Raw genomic sequence first — 20,393 nt, 5'->3', positions numbered from 1 at the left:
TATGTCACTATTCCCGGCTTTATGATTAACGGAGAAACACACCATGCTCTACACCACGGTAGCTGCCCTGGCGGCTGCACTCGTTCTGTTCACCTGGCTCGGGCTGCGGGCTCGCCTGGCCGATGGCGGCCTGGATGATTTCGTGACGGCCCGCAACAGTCAGGGCGCCCGGGCACTCGGGCTATCCTTCCTGGCGTCGGGTATGGGAGGCTGGATACTCTTCGCGCCCCCGGAAGTTGGCGCCCTGGTGGGGCCGGTGGCATTGGCCGGTTACGCCCTTGGCGCCGCCCTGCCCTTTATCGTGTTTGCCTTCTGTGGCCCGGCCATCCGGCGCTACCTGCCACAGGGCCGCAGCATTGGCGAGTTTGCCCAGGCCTGTTATGGCTCATCGGTTCGCCGCTACGTGTCGCTGATCTCCGTGCTCTACATGCTGTGCTTCCTCACCGCCGAACTCACCGCCATCGGCGCCATCACCTCATTGCTGTCGGGCGTGAATGGGAACCTTGCGGTGCTTGGCGTGGCCGTTGCCACACTTATATACACCACCTGGGGTGGCCTGCGAGCCAGCATCGTCACGGACCAGTGGCAGGCGTTCCTGCTGATCGGGCTACTGGCCATTGTCGGATTCGTGGCAATGGACCGGCTACCGGAACTGCAAATGGCTGACGCCCCCTCCGCGCCAGTAGGCAGTGCCCTGGGCGTTGCCCTGACACTGGTGATCGCCGTAACCGCCGCTAATCTGTTTCACCAGGGCTACTGGCAGCGCCTGTGGTCCGCCCGCGATACTTCGGCGCTGCGCAGCGGCGCCCTGTTGGGCGGCCTGGTGACTATTATAGTGGTTGCCGTAGTCGGCGGCCTGGGCATTGCCGCCGCCATGAGCGGTGCAGATCTCGGATCTCCACCCATTCCGTTCTTTGCACTACTATCCGGCGCCCCCGCATGGCTGACCATTCCCGCCCTGGTACTGGCCCTCACACTAGTCGCCTCATCCGTGGACACACTCCAGAACGCCCTGGCCTCCCTGGCAGTAACTGAAAAACAAGGGCTCTCCATCATATCGGCACGATGGGTGACCGTCCTCCTGATGATTCCCGTGGTGATAGTCGCACTCCAGGGCGTCTCGGTACTGAGATTGTTCCTGATCGCCGACCTGCTCTGCGCGACGGCGGTGATACCGGTATTGATGGGGCTGTGGAAGCGAATGACCACTACCGCAGCCGTATTTGGCGGCCTGGCCGGCCTGGCGGGGGCGATCATTCCTGGCTGGGTGACTGGTGGCAGTCTGACGGCGGGCCTCCTGGCCGCCAGCTTCCCCGGTGGCATCCCTACCCTGGCCCCCTTCCTTGGTGCCTTGGCCGCCTCCGCTGTGGTTAGCGTGGCGATAACGCTGGTTTGGGGGCGGAACAGGCACTGAAAACTGATCGTTCCGACCATGATTTCGGGCAATACAACGAATACCCGGTTAACTCTATTTGTATCATTGACTTACCCAGGTTCAGCAGGCACTCCTAGTCCATGATTAGAGCATAGGAGGAACTATCATGAGCAATCAACGTTATCCCCCGGAATCCAATGGCGAAGCGGTTCATCAAGGAGAGCTCGGGTTCAGGTATTGCGTATTGTCCTGATAGCCCTAACTCACCTGCTGCCGGAAGCTCTGTGCTTCAGCCACCAGCCAGTCAACAAATCGCTGGACTGCCGGGGGTGCCGTGCCTGAAGCAGGCAGAAGCAGGTCATAAGTAAACGATGAAGCCAGGGTGTACTCATCACCCAATGGGCGCACCAGTACCCCGCTCGCCAGACGATCTGCCACCACAGGATAGGTGGCCAGCATCACGCCCTGCCCGGCAATAGCCCGGTCCAACGCCAGGCTGTAGAGTGAATACTGGCGCTGCGTCGGTGAAGCGGTGATTGTAACGCCCGCTGCACGAAACCATTCGTTCCATCCCGGGAAATCCCCGCTTTGGTGCGAACACCAGTCCACCGCCAGGAGTTGGTGGTGCAGCAAATCTTCTGGTGTGCGGATGGGTGACTGCTCAAGCAGGCCCGGGGCACAGACCGGAACCAGCCGGTCATCGAATAGCGGGACAGTGCGAACACCACGCCAGGGGCCGCGTCCATAGCGCATGGATAACCTCGCACTGCCCTCCTGCCAGACCGGAGGCGTGAGTTTCTGATCCGCGTCCAGCGCAATCTCAATGTCATTTTCCTGCGTCTCGAAGTCGTTGAGCCGGGGCAGCAGCCAATGTTGCATGAAGGATGGCGGGGCACTGATCACCAGTGTTGTAGTTTCCCGGGATCGTTCCGTCACCATCTGGACACCATTGGCGATGCGCGCAAGGCCAGCATTGACATCCTCTGCGAGCAATCGGCCGGCTCGACTGACCGAAACGCCGTTTGCATGGCGTTCAAACAACGACACGCCAAAACGATCTTCCAACTGTCTGATCTGTCGGCTGACGGCGCCCGGCGTCACCCCGAGCCGGTGAGCGGCAACCTTGAAACTCCCAGTCCGGGCGGCTTCGGCAAAGGCACGCAAGGCGTTCAGTGGCAATCGTTCGATTTTCATGAGTTGAGTTTTCCTGACCCTAGAGTACCCGATTAATCGTTTGTTGGCGCTATCGTAGAATGCTGGAATGGCAACCTTTTATATACCAGGAGGCTGCCATGAATACATCCAGATTCGCAAGGCTGCAGGCCACGCGGGAAGTGAGAATAAGTCACCCAAGGAAATCGGTCGATATGACCGCTGGTTTGGCGATGGTGGTTTTCTGCCTGGCCCTTGGCTTCCAGCAAGTTGCCATCAAATCGGTTATCGGGGATATCTCATCGCTGGCGCAGATTGCCCTGCGCTCAGCCCTGGCGTTCGTGCTGGTTGCTGTACTGGTGCGTTGGCGGGGTATTTCTCTCCATGATCTTCGCGCCCGGCTTGGCGCCGGCGTAGGCGTCGGGCTTGGGTTCACTTTCGAGTTTGTCTTTGTCGCTTGGGGGCTCAACTACACACTGGCCTCACACATGTCCGTATTTCTCTACACGGCGCCGGTGTTTGCAGCGCTGGGTCTGCATTTTCTGGTCCCCGGGGAGCAACTGAGTCTCCGTCAATGGTGGGGTATAGCCCTGGCGTTCCTGGGCATGGTGTTCTCGATGGCGCCAACCGCCGACGTGGTCGGAGCCAGGGACATCCTGATCGGGGACGCGCTGGGCCTGCTGGCCGGGCTGTCATGGGCCGCCACCACCCTGGTCCTCCGGACCACGTCCTTGTCGGAGGCTCCGGTCGAGCAGACACTGATGTATCAGTTGGGAATGGCAGGCCTGTTGCTGCTGCCAGCGGCCTATATACTTGGCGACCTGTCATCCATCAAGTTGACTCAAACGGTGATCGCCAGCCTGACCTTCCAGACCCTGATAATTGCATTCGGCGCTTTGCTGCTATGGTTCGCCCTGCTGCGTCGTTATCGGGCATCGCAACTCGGGGTCTTTTCATTCCTGTCCCCGCTGTTTGGCGTGCTATTCGGTGCGCTATTGCTGGATGACCCTCTGACCACCAACTTCCTGATCGGCGGTGCTATGCTGATGATCGGTATTGTCCTGGTGACACGCCAAAAATAAATCTAATCAGCCCAGACATAGTTGGACGCCTTCCCGGGCGCAACAGCGCCCGTCGAAAAAGAGAACTCGGAGTCAGGACGGATTCGCTCTCGCGTCGGTTGCCCCCAACTGTATACAGTATCGGTCGTGTTCCATGAACGAAATGTGGAATGCAAGCGATCACATAGTGATCCACTGAAAAATGAACTAAGCTGTTATTAAGTGGGCAGTTTATGGCTGTGTCCGAGTGGGCAAAGATCGAAGTTATTTGGAATCCGCTTTTTCGCAATATCGCGGAACGCGGTCTAGACACTGTTAAATCAGTAGTGGTACCGGAGCTGGGCTAAGAGCAAAGCGTCATCCGTGACTTTGTAAACGATCCGGTGCTCTTCGTTAATTCGGCGGGACCAGTACCCGGCGAGGCTGTGCTTGAGGGGCTCTGGTTTACCAACACCTTCGAAAGGTTCTCGCTTGGTCTCTTTGATCAACTTGTTGATTCGGTTAAGGATCTTTTTGTCGGTTTTCTGCCAGTACAGATAGTCTTCCCAGGCGTTCTCGGAGAAGATGAGTTTCATTCAAGAAGTTCCTTGTCTTGACCACCGCCTTGCTCCAGCTCGGCAACGGACTCCAACAAACGCCGGGCATTTTTGGGTGCGCGCAGAAGGTACGCAGTCTCTTGCAACGCCTCATAGTCCTCAAGAGAAATCATTACCACGGATTGTGACTTGCTCCGAGTGATGATCACAGGAGAATGGTCTTCACAGACCTGCTCCATGGTTTTTGCTAGGTTGGTTCTAGCGGCTGTATAGCTGATGGCATCCATAAGATCGATCCTGTACAGGAAATTGCACGTGTTCAGGATATCGTACAGAAAAGAATTTAACAATCGGTTGCACAGCAACCGATTTTCCGCTGCTTCTCAGCTCCAAACCGGCGCGAGAGCCGGGCGTTACTAACAAGGAGTTGGCCCGACATGGACATCCAAGGCATTAACCGCGGCGCCTGCCATTGCGGCAGAGTCCAATTCGAAGTTGATCTTCCCGGTGGCTTTGAGGACTTGAGCCGTTGCAATTGCTCAATGTGCGCGCGGCGTGGTGCTGTCGTGACGTCGGTTCCTCTGGCTGCTTTCAGGATATTGAAGGGAGCAGAGAATTTGACGCTCTATCAGTTCAATACCAAAACGGCTGAACACTACTTCTGCGCTACCTGCGGGATCTATACACACCATAGACGGCGCTCAAACCCGAATCAGTTTGGGGTGAACGTGGCGTGTATAGAGGGGGTAAATCCCTTTGAGTTGGGCGATATTCCTACCACGGATGGCATCAACCACTCGTCCGATCGCCGCTAATCGCTGATTGCAGGTTAGTCCCGGCCTGGTGGCCGGGACTCGGTAGCCAATAGCGTCCGCTCAACCAGAGAGCAGTTCGATCGGATAACGAATAGTCGTCCTGTCGACACCCGGGCGGGCGCCGAAATCCACCAATCGCAGGCGGTTGCAGATTTTCTTTTCAAGGGCTGGCTCGTTCAGGGTGGATTCCACCACCGAACAGCTTGAGACCGCCCCATTCTCTTCGATCACCAGTTCCGGCGTCACGCTACCCTGCAGTGAGGGTTTGCGGCGCAGTTCGCGGTTGTAGATGCTGTAGATGGCCGATTTGTTGGCGTCCATGGTGCGACGGAGCTCTTCGCGGCTGCGCTTGCTGGCAGCGGCCTGCTGCTCACGCTCGGCGGCTTTCGCCTGGGCGACCACTTCTTCCGCTTCCTCTACCTGGGCTCGTTGCCGTTCTGCCAGCGCAACCTCGCGGGTTTCGCGGGTCAGGCCGGATTCATCCACGCCGGAGCTGCGGCCGGTGTTAGCCTTTTGTGCCAGGGTATCACCCGTCTTGCGGGCGATTGGTTCGGCCGTTGTGACGGTGGCCGGTGTATCCAGTTTGACGGATTTACCCAGCGCACTCAGCTTGGAGAGCTCATCGCCCATGGCGAGGATACCGGTGTTTTTTGCCTTTTCCCGGGCTTTTTCGACATCCTGCTGCGTTGGCTCCGGCTTCTCCGCCACCTGGGGCTCGGGTTCGGGTTCTGGCTCAGGCTCCGGCGCGGGCGGCTGTACCTGGGGCTCGGGTTCGGCAACGGGTTGCTCTTTCGGTTCCGGCTTCTCTGGTTCAAGTTCGGGCTCAGGCTCGGGTTCCGGCGCTTTCAGTTCCGGGGGTGGTGGCGGTTCCTGTTTCTCAACAATCAGCTTCGCCAATTGCGGCGGCAGGGCTTCACGCTCTTTGCGATCCTGCTCCGGCAACTCAACCCAGGTGATGTACGCAGCTGCCACAAGGAACAGCGGTACCACGAGGGTAGCAACCGCAAACAAGCGCTTGCGTTCTCCGGCCTCCTGATTCCAGGGCAATCCCTGACGATACTCTGCCACAGCTAGGCTCCCTGCTCTGTTTTCTGGTTTACAGCCAGTGAAATACTGGCGTAGCCCGCGTCCACGCAGGTGGACATGATTTTCTTCAACAGTTCATAGGGCAGTTCGCGATCGGCAAGGATGGTGATGGGGCGCCCTGCATCCGGTGCCGGAGCACTGGAGCGGCTGGCCTGGTAGTCCAGCTCTTCCTTCAGGGCGGGCTCTACCTGACCACTAAAGGCCTGGAGCACGTCCCGTTTCATCACAACACGGCCGTTCACCAGGATATCGTTGTCCGTGACCGTCAGCGCGAGCACATCACCCGGGGGCTGCTGGGCACTGGAGTCCGGCAGCTTGATGGCGTTGTCCTGGTTCAGCACCTGCACATCGGAGGATGAATTCACCATCAGGAAGAACACCAGGATGGTAAAGATGTCCATCAACGACACCAGGTTCAGCTTGCTCTGTTGTTTGCCCCGCCGATGATGGCGCTTCAGGCGTTTGGCTTTCGCAGACTCTTTCATGACTGTTCAGCCCTCTTCGGTGCGTCGCCCAGTGAGATCTCGGGGAACAGCTCGGCCTCAACGACATCACCTGCGACAACCGCTTCGTAAGAGCGCACCTTGTCCATCACCGACACCAGCGTCTGATATGAGGTGTCGCTGGACGGCATAATGATGATGTTGCGTTTGTCCGGGAGCCTGCCCTTAAGCTCCTTCATGACCTTACCGAGCATCTCGAAGTCGTGGGCCGCTTCGTGGTTGGCAATGGTCTTGATCACGCCGCCCTGGTTGTCGGACACCACAAGCTGGTCTTCGAAAATGACGACCTGTAACTGGAGTTCTTTCTGTTCTTCTACGGAACTGCTATCCACATCTGGGAAATTCAGCTCCAGCACGCTGGTGTGTGCAAACACCATATTCAGCAGCAGGACCGGAACCAGCACGATCATCAGGTTCATGAACGGTGTGATATCCAGGTCCGCTTCGCTGCGAAGCCGACGATGCTTACGCCTCATGGCTTTAGCTCCCTGATTGAACCGTTACGCCACTGACCCGGCGGGGTTGGCCGCACGGGAAGCAGGCTCTGCTGGGCGGGCAGCGGCGGCAGCCGGTGCCTGCGGCCTTGCGCCTGTTCCGTCGGTGATCAGGTTCAGCACCTTGATGCCGGCCATCTCGAAGCTGTCGATGATTTCGTTGGTCTTGGTCTGGAGCACTGAGTGGATCAACAGCAGCGGGATCGCAGACATCAGGCCGAAGGCCGTCGTGTTCATCGCTACGGAGATACTCTGGGACAGCAGGCTCGCCTTTTGAGACGGGTCCGCCGCGGCAACCGCGGTAAAGGCCGCGATCAGGCCAATGATGGTGCCGAGCAGGCCCATCAGCGTGGAAATGTTGGCCAGCGTAGACAGATACTGGGTACGCTTCTCAAGGCGGGGCATGACTTCCAGAAGCCCCTCTTCCATCGCGTACTCGATCTCTTCCCGGGACTGGCGACGGGCCAGGCGCTGGAGGCCGAAACCGATCATGGAGGCCATGGCACTGCCAGACTCAGTAGCGTAGTTCAGCGCGCCCTTAAGATCCTTACCACCAATCATGTGGTGCAACCGGTTGAAATCACGACGATTAGTGATCTTCTGGGCAGACAGGTATATGTAACGTTCAGCGGCAACGATGAGTCCGATAATCAGCACGATGGCGATCGGATACATGAAAAAGCCACCTTCCTGGAAGAAGCGAACGGCAGTTTCAATCATTTTCAGGGCACTCCATAGTCCGTATTTGCTGGCTAGTGTATGCGGCAACGGCCCCGGTGGGGGTAAGTTCACGCAAGTCTTTGTAGCGGTTTGTTTTTACATGCGTATGTGCACAGACAATGTGTGACACACGTCTCACTCTGACGTTGAGTCAGGACGTCCGGACACCGTCGAATCCTCCGCTGAGGTGCGGAAATACTGATGATAGGACACCAGGCGCTGAAATTCCTGGCGCGCCAGCGGCGCAATAGGGCGCTGGAGCATCAACTGCTCGTCCGGCCGGGCCAGCGACTGCACCGCCGGCGCCTGCCAGGGCACCAGGTAAAGCACCGTCGGCACTTCCTGGTCACCGCGAATTCGTGTGCCTTCGATCGTCACGACGCCGTCCTGGGCGACGCAGGGAAATGCGATGATCAACAGCAATAGACTGAGTAGGTGTTTTCTAGCGGTCATAAGCGGTTCCTGACATCGAATATCCAGTCCTTGAGGCGCGGATTCGGCTCTTCCGCCAGCGACTGATACTGCTCGTAGAGAGGCAAAGCCTCCTCGAGCCGGCCGAGGTAGATATCCAGCAGGATGGCCAGATTCAGCATGGCCGGCAGGTGATTCGGATCGGCTTCCAGGGCTTGCCGGTAAAGCGTTTCAGCGTGCTCGAACTCGCCCTGCTCCCGGGCCATCACTCCGAGGTGGGTCAACGCTGCGCTGTGTTGCGGGTCGCGCTCAAGCACCTGTTGGAAATACCCTTCGGCGGCGTCGGGGTTGCCCTCTTGCAGTGCAATAATGCCGAGATTGGCCAAGGGTCCGGTTCGCTCTGGGTCGGCCTGATGGATCTGTTCAAACAGGTTCCGCGCGTTATCGGTATCCCCTCCCCTGAGCAAGGCAACCGCCTCGCTGAAGTCCTGCGTTAACTCGGCCTCCCGGGCCTGGCGCTCTGCCTCCGCCACATCTGCCGGGTCGGTTTTGGGCGAGGACGCACAACCGGCCACCAGCACGACAGCCAGCAGCAGGCCCACTCGCGTCCACCCCTGGAATGACCTAACCCAGCTCATCGACAACCTCTACGGTGATTTCAGGTTTGTTGTAGCGGCCCGGAAGCAGGGTTTTCAGGGCTTCGTAACTGCGCTGAACCCATTCATCGAAAATGCCGTTGCGGGCGCGGCTGGCGTTCTGTTCATGAATGTCGATGGCGTTGTCCTCAAACGGGTAGGCCTGCTCTTCCAGCAAAAGCTCGTACTGGGATAACTCCAGCTCCGACAATCCTTCTGGTCGCTCCGACTCCATCAGGTCACGACCGAGGCGCGCGTAGATGTGTGCAATCTGATAGCCGGCTTCGGTGGAGAAGGACGACACGCCGTAACTCGCGGTTTTCTGGTAGGCGGTAACGGCCTCTTCCAGTGCCTCGGTCTTGGCTGCCATGCTTTGATTCAGCGGCAAGGTCAGGCGAATGCTGTCGTAATAGGCCAGTGCTTCCCGTGCCAGGATCGCCGAAGCTTCGGCCGCCAGGTAACGCATGCGGTCGTCCGCCTCGTCGGGATTGTCGTCCACGGTCTCCATCTGCTTGCGCAGCCAGAAACGGCGGCTGCTGTCGTCGCCAATCCCGTCGTACAGGCCGGCCAGGCTGTTGGCGGCCTCCATGTAAACGTCCAGTGGTTCAGGATAGGTATTGGCATACCGCCGCCAGGTGTCGATGGCCTTGCCAGTATTTCCCGCACGTTCGTACAGATCCGCGGCGATCAGCAGGTTCTCGCGCTTCTCCTCGTCCGTGGTGGCCATCGCAATCAGGTTGTTCAGCTCATCCCCGGCTTTCTCCCACTGCTCTGTCTCGCGGTAGGCCAGTGCCAGGCGCGCTGGCAGGGTATCGATTTGTTCGTGTTCGGGGTAACGGGTCCGGAATGCCACCATCACATCGATGGCATCCTGCCAGTGGCTAAGCTCAATCAGCAGGGTGGCAGCATCGTATTCAGCGTTGGCCCTCAGAGCCGAGGTGGGCGCAACCACGCCCACACGCAGGAATTCACTAACCGCTCCGGCGGTATCACCGGCATCCGCCAGCGCTTCCGCCTGACGGAAAACGGACGCGGCCAGGCTTTCAATGACATCCGGCCGCCGCTCATCGGCCTCTGCCATGACGCGCAAGGCCTGTTGATAGGTGGTTTCCGCCTCGGCGTATCGGGCCAGCTCAAACAGGCTGTGGGCTTTCAGCAACCAGGTTTCCGTGAGGATATCCGCCCCGGGCGCGGGAACTCGGGCAATCATGCGATCCGCCATTTCAACCACCTGCCCATAGCGATAGCGCTCGAATTCGTGCTGCATGGCAATGTAGAGCACTTCTTCCGAGCGAGGGTCGTCGGGAAAGGCGTTCACGAATCGTTGACGATTCAGCTGCTGGAACTCGGTGTAATCATTGTAGGTTTCAGCGGGCTCACGGGGCCAGGTTTTGGCATATTCGCGGAAGGCCAGTACCGACGCATAGCCTGCCTCAGCGGCGCGTTCGGGTGGTTCTCCCTCCCATGGGAAGTCATAGGCCACACGTTCAAAGGCTTCGATAGCTTCCGGCCACTGAGCCAGTTCTACATGGGTTTCACCCAGCAGGAACAGCATCTCCGGTGTGCGGGGGTGGGCCGGGAAGGTATCCGCGAAGGCCTCGTAATACACCGCCGCCTGACGATAATGCTCATCCGATTCCAAACCTTCTGTCTCGCCCGCCAGTACATAGTGGCGATTGGCAAGCTCCGGGATCAGCTCTTCCAGCTGCTGCCCGATATAGAACGCTGTCTCGTCATCCGCCTGTTGCAGGTAGGCACTGTGAATGCCGTAGTCCCGAACAAACGCCGCCTTGCGATCCGGTATGTCAGCGGTAAAGCCGGCCTGTGCCAGGGTGTCGATGATACGCATGTGGTACCGGGGCGCCCATGGGCTCAGTGGCCGCGCATCGATGTAGCGCTCGAATACATCAATGGCGTCTGTGTACTGTTCCCGCTCCAGCAAAAGGTCGCTGTAGCGGTCATACACGAGGATTTCGTAGGGTTTCTCGCCGGTCTCACGGAAGATGGCCTGCAGGGTGTCCGCACCGTCCAGGTAAGACAGTGACAGGCCAAATACGCGGAACAGGTCTTCCATCATGGTGCGGTATTCCTGCCCGACGGATTCCACGTCCTGCTCTTCCGGCATGACCAGGTCCAGCACATTGATGTAGCTGAACAGGGCTTCCCGATAATCCCCCTGCTTGAACTGGCTCCAGCCCAGCATGTAGTGGGCGTTGACCAGGAACGAGGCGTCGTCCCTTCTGGCCGGGTCGGCGTCGATCACCATGCGGAACGCCTGTTCAGCCTCGGTGTACCGGCGATTACTGAACAGCAAGTCACCGCGCCGGAACTGCGCCTCGACCCAGAATGGCGAATCCGGATGTTCATTCACCAGCGTTGTCAGTGTGGCAAGGTGTTCTTCGCTCATGCCGCGCAGATCGTAGGCGCGGGCCAACTGGTAAAGAACCTGATCATTACCGGGCCGCTCCGGATACTCAGCCAGCAGTTGTTCATAGGCTTCAATGGCCCCGGCCATCTCATCCTCTGCGGTTTCAACCATCTTGTTTTCCGCACGCTGGAATTCCAGGTCCGCCAGCCGGTGGCGCACGACAACCTGCTTGGCGGGGTCCTCCAACAGGGGCAACAAGGCACGGTAACTGTCCATCACCTCCCCCAGAGATACCTCACTGGTGCCGCCCCGGGTATCCGGTGCTGGCTCGATGGTTTCCTCGATGGATTGAAGAGTGGCCAGAGTCCCCGGTTGGGGCTGTCTGTCATCCCCAGCGCCGAACACATCCGGCATTGAAAGCGACTGGCAGCCACCGAGGAGGCCTGCAAAAAGCACTGGCAGCAGGGTATCCAGGCGCCTGCGGATGACCGGCTTAGTCACGGGCACCTCCCGCTTCGGTGGCCGGATTCGCCGCCGCGCCATTGCGACCCAGGAAAAGCGTGTCCGCCAATCTTGCCGCTGCATGACGGGTTGCCCTGAGGTACCCCTGCACTTCCTGGCTCTGTTGCTGCAGTTCAGTATCCACCAGGGTGAGCAGTTCCGTTCGTGCTGCCGAGAGTGCCTTGTCCAACTCGCCTTGCAAACGTTGCAGCGCGGCCTGGCGGGCCTCTACCCGGGCTGCCAGGGCCTGATTTTCTCCACCCGATGCCATCTCCTGTTCAATCAACGCGCGCTGATCGACGAACACCTCCATGGCCCGGTCCAGTTCCCGCAGCTGCTTTTCGGCAGCCCAACGATTGACCGCGTAATCATCGGCAATGCGCCAGTTGAAATAGGCGTTCATCCGCTGGAAGGTTTCACGCTGTTTGCGGGTGGATTCGTCCTCCGGCAGTTGCGACAGGGTCTTTTCCACCTGCGCCAGTCGGTCCGCCAGTTCGTGCTGTTCCTGCGTCATGAAGAAGCGCAGATCCTCTCTGGCCAACGCGTCTTCAATAGCGCTGCGGTACTCAGCCTGTCGCGCCAGCCATTGATCCGCGTTGAGCGCATCAAGTGCGTCGCGGGTCTCGCGGATACGTTGCTCCCGCTGTTGGGCACGGGTTTCCAGCATGATATCGAAGGATTCCAACTGCGTTTGCCATTGGCCAAGGGAATCGCGCAACCGATAGAGTTCATGCAGATCACGCAGGGACAGCTGAAAGGACTCCGTCGCCAACAATCCAGCCAGGCTGTAATCCCCGGGCCGGACCTTTACACGCCCATAGGCATCGGTCAGTACGGTTGTTTCTCCCGGTTCGGGACGAACCATCTCCGCGTTCATCGATCCGGGCTGCCCGGGACTATCGCCCTCACGCACGAAGCGAAGCGCCTCGATCAATCGCGCTTCGGTTAGCTGCTCCCGCTCATCCGACAGGCGAGTACTCAGTGACTGGTAATGACTGGCAGCCTCACGGTACGCCTGCAGCGCCTGCTGTTGACGACCCATCTGCTCGAACAGGAAGCCGCGGGCATAAGGCACTTGCTGTAGCCAGGGTGTAAACAGTGGGCGTTGTTGAAGGGTATTCAACGCTTGCAACGCCAGGCCAGCCTTACCTTCGCGAGAGGCTGCAACTGCATAATCGAACAGGGCCTGGTCGGAAAACACGCCGTCCAGGGCGATGTGCTCAAGGCTGGCCATGGCGCCGGCGAAATCACCTCTGCTGAGATGAAGACGTCCGATGGAGAGCTTCACCCGCTCCCGGAGTGCCGACATTTCGTTGGCTAACGGCGGCTCGAATTCGGGCAGCTCGCCAAGCAAGCTATCGAGGCTGGCCAAAGCGTCCATCGCCTCTTCCGTCTGGCCTTCAGACAGCATGCCAACAGCCTGGTTGTAATGCAGGTAAGCACGCCAGGGTGAGCTCTCTGGCAGCGCGTCGATCAGTTCGTCAACGGTTTCGCCACTGGTCCCGGCCGTTCCGGACAGGGCCAACTGGCCCCGAAGGTACAGCCACTCGTGGTAAAGCTCGTCGCTTTCGTCCTGCAACAGCTCGTCATCCACCCTCTCAAGGGCATCTCGCGCCGCGGTCGAATCCTGCTCAAGGTAGAACACTTTGCCCAGATAGAACCAGGCCTGGTTGCGGGTACCCGGCGCCACCGCTGCGTTCTCGTCCAGTAACTCCCGGAACAGCGCGCCGGCTTCGTGGGTCATACCGTAGGACAGCATCAGGCCGCCCTCTACGAGCGCCGGATGGTCACCATGACCATCGATGCCGCCTTCGGCGGAGGCCACGTTTAGGCGGGTCAGCGCCTCAAACGCATTGCCCTGATAATACTCATACAGAGCCACACCATAGGCAGGATCACTTGCGCGCTGCGGCAGTTCATCACCCACAGCCACCGGACCATGAAGCAACGCCGCAAGCGTACCGGCAAGAGTCAGTCCCGCCGGGGCGCCCGACGTCATTCGGTTCAGCCACTCAATCACGGACCGCGTTACTCCCACTCAACAATCGCCACTTCGGGCTGGTAATCAGATGAGCGGTCGCGGATGCGGACCTCCAGGGCAGCGGTATCCGTATCCTTCTGCAATTGATAGGTCGCGGCCTGCTTATAGGCGCGGTTATCCGGGCCAATACCCTCAACAAACACCGTCACCTCGTGTTCGCCCGTCTTGAGGTTACCGATGTGCAGGCGCTGCATACCGCCACGCTGCAATGCTTTGGCCTGACGCTCGGTATACAGGTGCGCGGCAACGGTTTCGTCATTGACCTTGAGTTTCACCGAATCCAGCTTGAGGAATTCGCCGGTGTCGAGGCTGAGAAACACCGCAAACTGGGTACTCGCGGGATACAGCAGGTCCTCTTCCAGAATGAACAGGTCCCGGTTCAGGCGGATCACCTGCTTTTTCAGCTCTTCAACGCTCAACGAGACCGCACCGTCGCCGGTTTCGGCTTCGCTATTGTCCTGGGCCATGGCTGCCGGCTGCCAGAACGCCAGTGCCAGGCTGACAATGTGCAGTGCGAATGTGTTCTTCAAGGTCATCATGTTGAATCGTCCCGACCTGGTCAGTATTCAAGAATCAGCGATGCCCGGGTTACGAAGGCATCGAACGAATAAAGGGGCTCCTGCCCCGGCAGGAAATCGCCGGACACAGTGACATCCCGGAAGTTGTCATAGCTGAAATCGAGCCAGTCCACCAAGAGGCTCGCCTGTAGGCGCTGGATGCCCGGCAACGAAGTCTGTTTCCACTCGTACACCACGCCGCCACCAAGGGTAGTGCCGGAAAACGCACTCATTTCCTTGTCGCGCGCCAGGTGGGTCTGGGAGTTTTCGAAGGCGTAGAGGTCGCTGTAGAAATCCGCCTCATCCTGGACGTAGTATCGGGCACGTCCCTCCAGCGTCCAGCGCGGATTCAGGGCATGAACGTAAGCGAGCTCAAAGGTCTGGGCGTCAATGCCCCAGCTGTCACTGAAATAGCGAAACTCACCGCGAATCGATGCCCGGTAAGGCAGGTAGTACAAGGCCCGGGTGGCCACGGAGAAACTGGTGCGGGTTTCCGGGTATCGCTCGGGCTGGTCGAGTATAAAGTTGGTGGGATCGTTCGGGTCGATATAGCGATTTCGGCGGTAGGGGTTCTCCAGGAAGCCTTCGTCCGTCACCACTTCCAGGTCAACGCCCAGCAGGCTGTTGCGGGTCATGACCTGACTCAGACCGAGTTGGTAATTCTGGCGATCAGCGTCTTCGCTGAACGATTCGTCCCCCCTGACACCCACCTCGTCCTGTCCCCGCGCATAACCCAGGGTGACCGTGGACATGCCGCCGAAGAATTCCTGGCTGACGGAAAAGTAGACGGTGTTGGCTTCGTAATCGTTCTCTGAGCTGTTGGTGTAACCCAGGCTCAGGATGGAGTCCTCATGGAGGTAATCCACCCCGAGGGTGTATTCCGTGCGCTCTTCGGTGTATTCACTGGCCAGCGCCACCACATCCACGGACGCGGCGGATACCATGTCCACGTAATACTGGCCGGACACCGACACCTGGGGGCCCACGCTCTTGCGCACCAGCACGGAGGGGCCATCAATGACCATGCCGCCGCCATCATAGCGGTGATAAAGGACATCCACGTTGTCTTGTGGCAGGGTTGCTGCGGTGGCGATCTGTACAAACGCCATCGCACACGCCAGCCCCTTTACCATCACAGGGAACAGCCGGGAGCAATCAGTTACAGCCACAACCACCTCCGGAGCCGCCTTCCGCCCCCCTTGCGGATTCACGGGCCTGGTACACGTGATGCATATAGGCGTCCGCTTTTCCATGCCGGCTCAGGCTCATGACCGGGTCCGCGAGCTTGTCCCGCTCATAGGGCTTCACCCAGGGCTTGATGTCACTGCAACCGGCCGCCCCCGCCGTTATGAGGATCACGATTGCCGATGCCATCACTGCTTTGAAAGGGTTCATACACTCACCTGCCTCAAGCTATTCCCGCACCAGTTGCCGGATCTGCGTTTCGTATTCGTCTTCATAGCCGGGCTGGTAGCCATGATGGAGAAAACGTGCGTTGCCATCGCGGTCAATCATGACCGTGGTCGGCATAGCCTGCACTTCGTACTGTTCGCTGACATCGCTCTGCGGGTCATAAAGGATCGGATAGCTGACTGGCACCTTGTCCAGGAAACGGTGTGCCTCGTCTCGGTTCTCATCCACGTTGACCGCCAGGATGGTGAAACCGAGATCCTTGTACTGAGCGTACAGGTCATCCATCAATGGCATTTCCTGACGACAGGGCCCGCACCAGGACGCCCAGAAGTTGAGCATTACCACTTCGCCACGGAAATCCTGTAGCCGCAGGTTCTCGCCCTGACGGCTTTCAAGAGTGAAGTCCGGCGCCGGAATGTTCATTTCCTCGGCCTGAACGGATGAAACGCCAACCAGCGTCGCCAGGGTCAGGGCCAATCCCAAAAACCGTGTTGTCATCATTGACTCCTGTTATCAGAAAAAGACAGAGAGGCCACCACTGACCTCAGTATTCACGGACGTTTTTTCCTCGCCCAGCACATCAATCCGGTAGAAGTGTTCACGCACCCCCAGATGGATCGATACGCTGTCGGTCAGCAATACCTGGTAGCCAGCGCCCACGTTGAAGGTAAACCGGGTGTCACCGGCAAAGTCCGTGGCACCGGCCCCGCCGATCAGGTAGAAGTTGGTATTGAAGGCATAGTTCTCGGTCAGGAAGGCCTCACCGGGCAGCACATTCATGCCAATATTGATGTTGTAGTAGCGGTAGTCCCGGTCTTCGTCCGACAACACCTGAACGTCCCCGGCGAGTTTTTCAAAGCTGGTTTCTCCGCCTTCGGCAAAGCCCACATTGGCTTCAAAAAAGAAGGTTTCGCTGAGGTGGTAGGTCAGCTTGCCGCCCCACAGGAATGATGACTCAAAATCCTCGATATTGATGATGCCGGCAAACGCACCGATCTCGAAATTCTCGGTGTCGATCAACGCCTCGTCGACCTTCTGGGGCCGCACATCCGGCTCAATCAATGGCCGGTCGTCCTCCTGGGCGCTGACAGCGGTTGGCACCAGCAGCAGGCCCGCAAACGGCAGGACGGTCAGAAGAATATGCTTAATCCGATTTTCCATTCTGTTGCTTCTTCGTTGGTTGCCCGATTGGTAAAAATCTTATAGTCCTTGACCTCGGCACGGATAAAATAGTTGTCCGTGACATAGGCGCGCAGGCCCAGGCCGGCGTGCCCAATGCTGTTATCCCGGTCTCCGGGGTCCGCCAGGGTGGCCTTGGGCTCGATGAAAATATGCCCCACGCCCAGCGTGAAGAACGGCGAAATACGCCAGTGCGGAAACGGCTGGTGAACGATGTTGGCGTTCACCATGCGAATTTCAGAGGCGCTTCCCAGTACCTGCGAACCCCAGAGCTCTGCCGACAGGTTGCGGGTCAGGAGATATCCGCCGTAAACCGCAGTTACCGCCGCGCCCTCGAACTCGCCCATCATCAACCCCGCCTCCCAACGGCGGCTGCTGAAATCATCAAAACGTGGATTACTGAGTGAGACCTGCTCGCCCTCGCCATCCAGCGTCAGTTGCACATCGTCCACATGCACCCAACCTTCACGGCCCTTACGGTCGGTGACTTTCAGCCAGGACGTCTTGCGCATGCGCAGCGTCAGCCACTCGCCCTTTTCGCTGGTATGGAACACCGGATAACCCACAGCCGGGCCGGTGCGCCACTCCACAAACGGTTCCGCCACCTGAACCTGGGGCATTGGCTCGTCGGCACCGCCCCACAGCCAGTCGGCGGCAGCGGAAAGGGGCGCAGTTAACATCAACAGCAGTATCAGGGCCAGTCTCATGGTTAACAGTTCGGGTCCTATCAGTCCGCCGGAGCATCAAAGGGGTTGTTGTAATACTGGCCACCGACATCAAGCCATTCGGCGAGGAGTCGCAGCTCGGCAGGGCTCATGAAGTCTTGGTGACTGCCACCGGCACGGAATCGATTGAAGAAGTTGCCGCTGGCACGGGCTCCATTGACGGACATGGTGGGAGGCACGTTGACGTTCACCAGGATGGGAATGGGATTATCGTCATCGTCCAGGATCAGCTCTCCATCTTCGTCCCGCAGGAACTCCCCGGATTCAACCTGCACGTCAACGAGCTGGTCACCGACCAACTCCTGTTCGTTGTCGTTAAACATCAACTCCCGGTAGGACTTGAAATGATCGGGCTCATCCGGGGAGGCGCCGTCGCTCAGATCCAGTTGTGCAATCGGCAACTGTGTTGCGTCGGCTGCATCGGTGTTCGAGTGGCACCCGGTACAGGTGTAGTTATCAACGTTGCCGTTGCCGTCGTCAACGAGTCTCTCAAGCCCCCACAGCGGATGGATATGCTGCTCGTAGTTGATAACGGTCCGACAGGCGGCGCGCCAGTCATCGGCGCACTCAGGACGGATCGGCGCGGGCGTTTCAAGATCCGCATAACTCAACGAGAAGGCTGTGCCCGGTGTGAGACTGGCATCATCGGGGTCTGTCCACTGATCGACATAGACAGCGTCCGGCCCGAGGCGACGGATTCCGTTAATCCGGGCCCAGGTTTCCGCCATGGTTTCACCCATATCTGCGAAGAGAGCGGGGTCGGTATTCGGGAATTCGATGCCGGTGGTCGGCGCGCCTGCGTAGACTGGGGCTGGCCCCGCATCCGGGCGACCATGAGGCACCGCGCTGCCAGGGTTATGGCAACCGCTGCAGGCCAGGGTTTCTCCGGGCCTGACGTTCAACCAGTTCTGATGACGGGGGCCAATCCGTCGTCCTTCATCGTCCAACACGCTGATGGCAAACGCGACGTTGGCGGGCACTGCCACCCGAACCGACCCATCAGGCTCGACCGGCACGTAGCCGAGAATTTCCCGCATCGACTGCGCCTGGCTGCGCCCAAAGGCGGTGTTGTCGAAGTCCCTGACCTCTTCATCGGGAATTGAGACCGGCTTTTCGAGTCGAAGGAAGCGCCTGGGAAGGTTGTCCGGAGAAACAATCGCCGGATCGGCTGTCTGCCGAATACCCGCTGGAGAAGTATCAACGCCATCAATGTCGTAGACACTCTGGATTTGCAGTATGCCAAGACCATCCTCTGCAAGGGCCGCCGCATCGCCTGAGAACTGCGATTCGGGAATAAACGTCGGCAGGGACCTTTCGGTCATCAGTACCGCCTCGTCGACCTGTTGGCCTTCCTCGGGCGACTGAATCGGGCGCTGGGTGCCGGACGCCATATCAAGCAACCACAACCCGTAAACGGGAGCGGCGGCCCGATAGGCGCCCGAGGCAATCCGCTCCTGCGTGCAGTTGAGGATGTCGCCACTGCCAGTGGCAAGCCTCAGCCGGCATGGGCTCCAGCTAACAAGGTAGCGACGGGTGCCATCCAGAAACGGGGATACCGAGCTGTAGTTTCCGCGCAGCGAGATCTCATTGCCAAGGGACAACCCGCTGACCAACGGCGTTTGCGCCGAGCCGGGATTGCCGTCAACGCGGATGCCCGCCTCTACATAACTTTCGACATCAATCTCAACCGGAACCGCCCCAAAGTTGTTGGTTTCGGTAGGACGGAGCTGAGCCAAAAGTCGACCGGAATCCGTCGCCTGCGGGCGCAGATACTCAATGTTGACGTCATCGCTGACAGAGCCATGAGAGTGGCGGCCGTAAAGATAACTGAGCCCGGTGCCGTCCGGATTGACCTTATAGAGGTTGAATCCGTTGCCCTGGGTTTGGCCGGCATTGTCCCAGCGGCTAAATACGATGGCGCCTTCGTCCGTTACCAATGGGTCCAGATCGTGGCTCTGGTTGAACGTGATCTGCTCGATGTTGTCCCCGTCAGCATCCATCACGTGCAGGACAAAGGCCGGAACCTCGCGCTCCTCGTCAAGCCCCGGATACTGGGGCTTGCCCTCGTCCAGCAAAATCGCGCGAGACACCCGTTGCCGCGTGGAGGAAAAGACAATGCGGTCATCAGGCAGGTAAGCAGGCGCGATATCCTGCCCTGCTTCGGCGGTGACGTTGGATTCGATAACGCGCCGGAGAGTGCCTGAAGATACGTCGTACTCCCAGATGTTCCAGGTTGGCTGTTCGTCCTCATCCGCGTCTTCAATCTCCGGCGCCCTCATGGCAAAGAGAACGCGAGTACCATCGTAAGAGACAGTGAGATCCTTGACATCGTAGCCAAGCGGCCCCGGAAAAGCGGATGAAGTGATGTCTCGCGACGGCGCGTCGGGAGACGCGCGATCCTTCAGGAACAGGCGAGCGCCGGGACGAAACTCTGCAGGCTCGGCAAGGTTGTCACCGATGAGCGCGCCATTGTCCTCATCGAAAAGCAAGGGGCGTTTTACAAAGACGACCGGATTCTCAACAACCACAGGGTCACGGGACTGACTGTCGCCGCTCTGGAGACACCCTGCAGCCAGCGCGACAGGAAGAAGCGCGAATACCCGGCCCAAGACAGCGAGATGGTAACGTAACCCACTGACGCAAGAGAACATTTTATTTTCGTAATGTTTAGTCACCACCAACGAACCCTGTTTGGCCTGAAAATCCATTTACATACGCTAAGTCGAGACGGGGCCTGTGCTCCAAGCCTTTTACGTAACGCTATGTAATAACGTGGAGCAGCACTCAAAACCGCCGTTAATAGCTCGCCTAGACTTTGAAC

The 20,393-nt window shown here is 58.8% G+C and carries 21 protein-coding genes; 3 read left to right on the top strand and 18 right to left on the bottom strand.

Features of this window, described 5'->3' with window-relative positions; genetic code table 11:
* The first annotated feature begins 43 nt into the window (after positions 1–43).
* Positions 44–1,414, top strand: a complete 1,371-nt coding sequence (locus tag B2590_RS12065; protein WP_126812321.1) for a sodium:solute symporter family transporter — start codon at positions 44–46, stop codon at positions 1,412–1,414.
* A gap of 219 nt (positions 1,415–1,633) precedes the next feature.
* On the opposite strand, the gene B2590_RS12060 is transcribed toward B2590_RS12065, so the two are convergent.
* Positions 1,634–2,569 carry a LysR substrate-binding domain-containing protein gene (locus tag B2590_RS12060; RefSeq protein WP_228209742.1) on the bottom strand — a complete coding sequence of 312 codons (936 nt, stop codon included), beginning with the start codon at positions 2,567–2,569 and terminating at the stop codon, positions 1,634–1,636.
* A gap of 173 nt (positions 2,570–2,742) precedes the next feature.
* Here B2590_RS12060 and B2590_RS12055 point away from each other — a divergent pair, with 173 nt between their 5' ends.
* Positions 2,743–3,609, top strand: coding sequence for a DMT family transporter (locus B2590_RS12055; protein WP_286810276.1), 867 nt, complete (start codon positions 2,743–2,745; stop codon positions 3,607–3,609).
* A gap of 299 nt (positions 3,610–3,908) precedes the next feature.
* On the opposite strand, the gene B2590_RS12050 is transcribed toward B2590_RS12055, so the two are convergent.
* Positions 3,909–4,163, bottom strand: coding sequence for a Txe/YoeB family addiction module toxin (locus tag B2590_RS12050; protein WP_126812317.1), 255 nt, complete (start codon positions 4,161–4,163; stop codon positions 3,909–3,911).
* Entirely contained in the window at positions 4,160–4,411 is a 252-nt protein-coding gene (locus tag B2590_RS12045; protein WP_126812315.1) for a type II toxin-antitoxin system Phd/YefM family antitoxin, read from the bottom strand. Before B2590_RS12045 ends, B2590_RS12050 begins: the two co-directional genes overlap by 4 nt.
* Positions 4,412–4,561: 150 nt before the next feature.
* Here B2590_RS12045 and B2590_RS12040 point away from each other — a divergent pair, with 150 nt between their 5' ends.
* Positions 4,562–4,939: a GFA family protein gene (locus B2590_RS12040; RefSeq protein ID WP_228209744.1), complete on the top strand. Its 378-nt coding sequence runs from the start codon at positions 4,562–4,564 to the stop codon at positions 4,937–4,939.
* A gap of 60 nt (positions 4,940–4,999) precedes the next feature.
* On the opposite strand, the gene B2590_RS12035 is transcribed toward B2590_RS12040, so the two are convergent.
* The 15 genes from B2590_RS12035 to B2590_RS11965 form a co-directional block, all read right to left on the bottom strand.
* Positions 5,000–6,007, bottom strand: a complete 1,008-nt coding sequence (locus tag B2590_RS12035) for an AgmX/PglI C-terminal domain-containing protein (RefSeq protein ID WP_286810275.1) — start codon at positions 6,005–6,007, stop codon at positions 5,000–5,002.
* 2 nt (positions 6,008–6,009) lie between these two features.
* A complete protein-coding gene (locus tag B2590_RS12030; protein WP_041334208.1) occupies positions 6,010–6,510 on the bottom strand; it encodes an ExbD/TolR family protein in 501 nt (166 codons plus the stop codon).
* Positions 6,507–7,004: an ExbD/TolR family protein gene (locus B2590_RS12025; RefSeq protein WP_286810274.1), complete on the bottom strand. Its 498-nt coding sequence runs from the start codon at positions 7,002–7,004 to the stop codon at positions 6,507–6,509. The genes B2590_RS12030 and B2590_RS12025 overlap by 4 nt, the downstream gene beginning before the upstream one ends.
* Before the next feature lie 24 nt (positions 7,005–7,028).
* Entirely contained in the window at positions 7,029–7,742 is a 714-nt protein-coding gene (locus B2590_RS12020) for a MotA/TolQ/ExbB proton channel family protein (protein WP_041334205.1), read from the bottom strand.
* A gap of 135 nt (positions 7,743–7,877) precedes the next feature.
* The gene (locus B2590_RS12015; RefSeq protein WP_286810272.1) at positions 7,878–8,195 is read right to left on the bottom strand and encodes a hypothetical protein; all 318 of its coding nucleotides are present in this window, start codon (positions 8,193–8,195) and stop codon (positions 7,878–7,880) included.
* On the bottom strand, positions 8,192–8,791 hold the full coding sequence (locus tag B2590_RS12010; RefSeq protein WP_286810271.1) for a tetratricopeptide repeat protein: 600 nt from the start codon (positions 8,789–8,791) through the stop codon (positions 8,192–8,194). Before B2590_RS12010 ends, B2590_RS12015 begins: the two co-directional genes overlap by 4 nt.
* Entirely contained in the window at positions 8,778–11,657 is a 2,880-nt protein-coding gene (locus B2590_RS12005) for a tetratricopeptide repeat protein (RefSeq protein ID WP_286810270.1), read from the bottom strand. The genes B2590_RS12010 and B2590_RS12005 overlap by 14 nt, the downstream gene beginning before the upstream one ends.
* Positions 11,650–13,677 carry a hypothetical protein gene (locus tag B2590_RS12000; RefSeq protein WP_286810269.1) on the bottom strand — a complete coding sequence of 676 codons (2,028 nt, stop codon included), beginning with the start codon at positions 13,675–13,677 and terminating at the stop codon, positions 11,650–11,652. Before B2590_RS12000 ends, B2590_RS12005 begins: the two co-directional genes overlap by 8 nt.
* A gap of 8 nt (positions 13,678–13,685) precedes the next feature.
* A complete protein-coding gene (locus B2590_RS11995; RefSeq protein ID WP_036205193.1) occupies positions 13,686–14,237 on the bottom strand; it encodes a hypothetical protein in 552 nt (183 codons plus the stop codon).
* Positions 14,238–14,257: 20 nt separating this feature from the next.
* The gene (locus B2590_RS11990) at positions 14,258–15,388 is read right to left on the bottom strand and encodes a DUF3570 domain-containing protein (RefSeq protein ID WP_286810278.1); all 1,131 of its coding nucleotides are present in this window, start codon (positions 15,386–15,388) and stop codon (positions 14,258–14,260) included.
* Positions 15,389–15,410: 22 nt separating this feature from the next.
* Positions 15,411–15,650, bottom strand: coding sequence for a DUF4266 domain-containing protein (locus tag B2590_RS11985; RefSeq protein WP_127401546.1), 240 nt, complete (start codon positions 15,648–15,650; stop codon positions 15,411–15,413).
* Positions 15,651–15,668: 18 nt separating this feature from the next.
* Positions 15,669–16,166 (bottom strand): TlpA family protein disulfide reductase, encoded by a 498-nt coding sequence (locus B2590_RS11980; protein WP_007153661.1) that lies wholly within the window; start codon positions 16,164–16,166, stop codon positions 15,669–15,671.
* Positions 16,167–16,181: 15 nt separating this feature from the next.
* The gene (locus tag B2590_RS11975; RefSeq protein WP_286810268.1) at positions 16,182–16,829 is read right to left on the bottom strand and encodes an outer membrane beta-barrel domain-containing protein; all 648 of its coding nucleotides are present in this window, start codon (positions 16,827–16,829) and stop codon (positions 16,182–16,184) included.
* A complete protein-coding gene (locus tag B2590_RS11970) occupies positions 16,799–17,554 on the bottom strand; it encodes an SH3 domain-containing protein (RefSeq protein ID WP_075196258.1) in 756 nt (251 codons plus the stop codon). Before B2590_RS11970 ends, B2590_RS11975 begins: the two co-directional genes overlap by 31 nt.
* A gap of 20 nt (positions 17,555–17,574) precedes the next feature.
* Complete coding sequence (locus B2590_RS11965; RefSeq protein WP_286810267.1) at positions 17,575–20,223, bottom strand: hypothetical protein; 2,649 nt, start codon at positions 20,221–20,223, stop codon at positions 17,575–17,577.
* Between the last annotated feature and the right edge of the window lie 170 nt (positions 20,224–20,393).

It is taken from the genome of Marinobacter sp. UBA3604 (assembly GCF_002375325.1).
Lineage (GTDB): Bacteria > Pseudomonadota > Gammaproteobacteria > Pseudomonadales > Oleiphilaceae > Marinobacter > Marinobacter salarius.
Note: the sequence above shows the minus strand (reverse complement) of the source record. Positions and strands in the feature narration are given on the sequence as shown.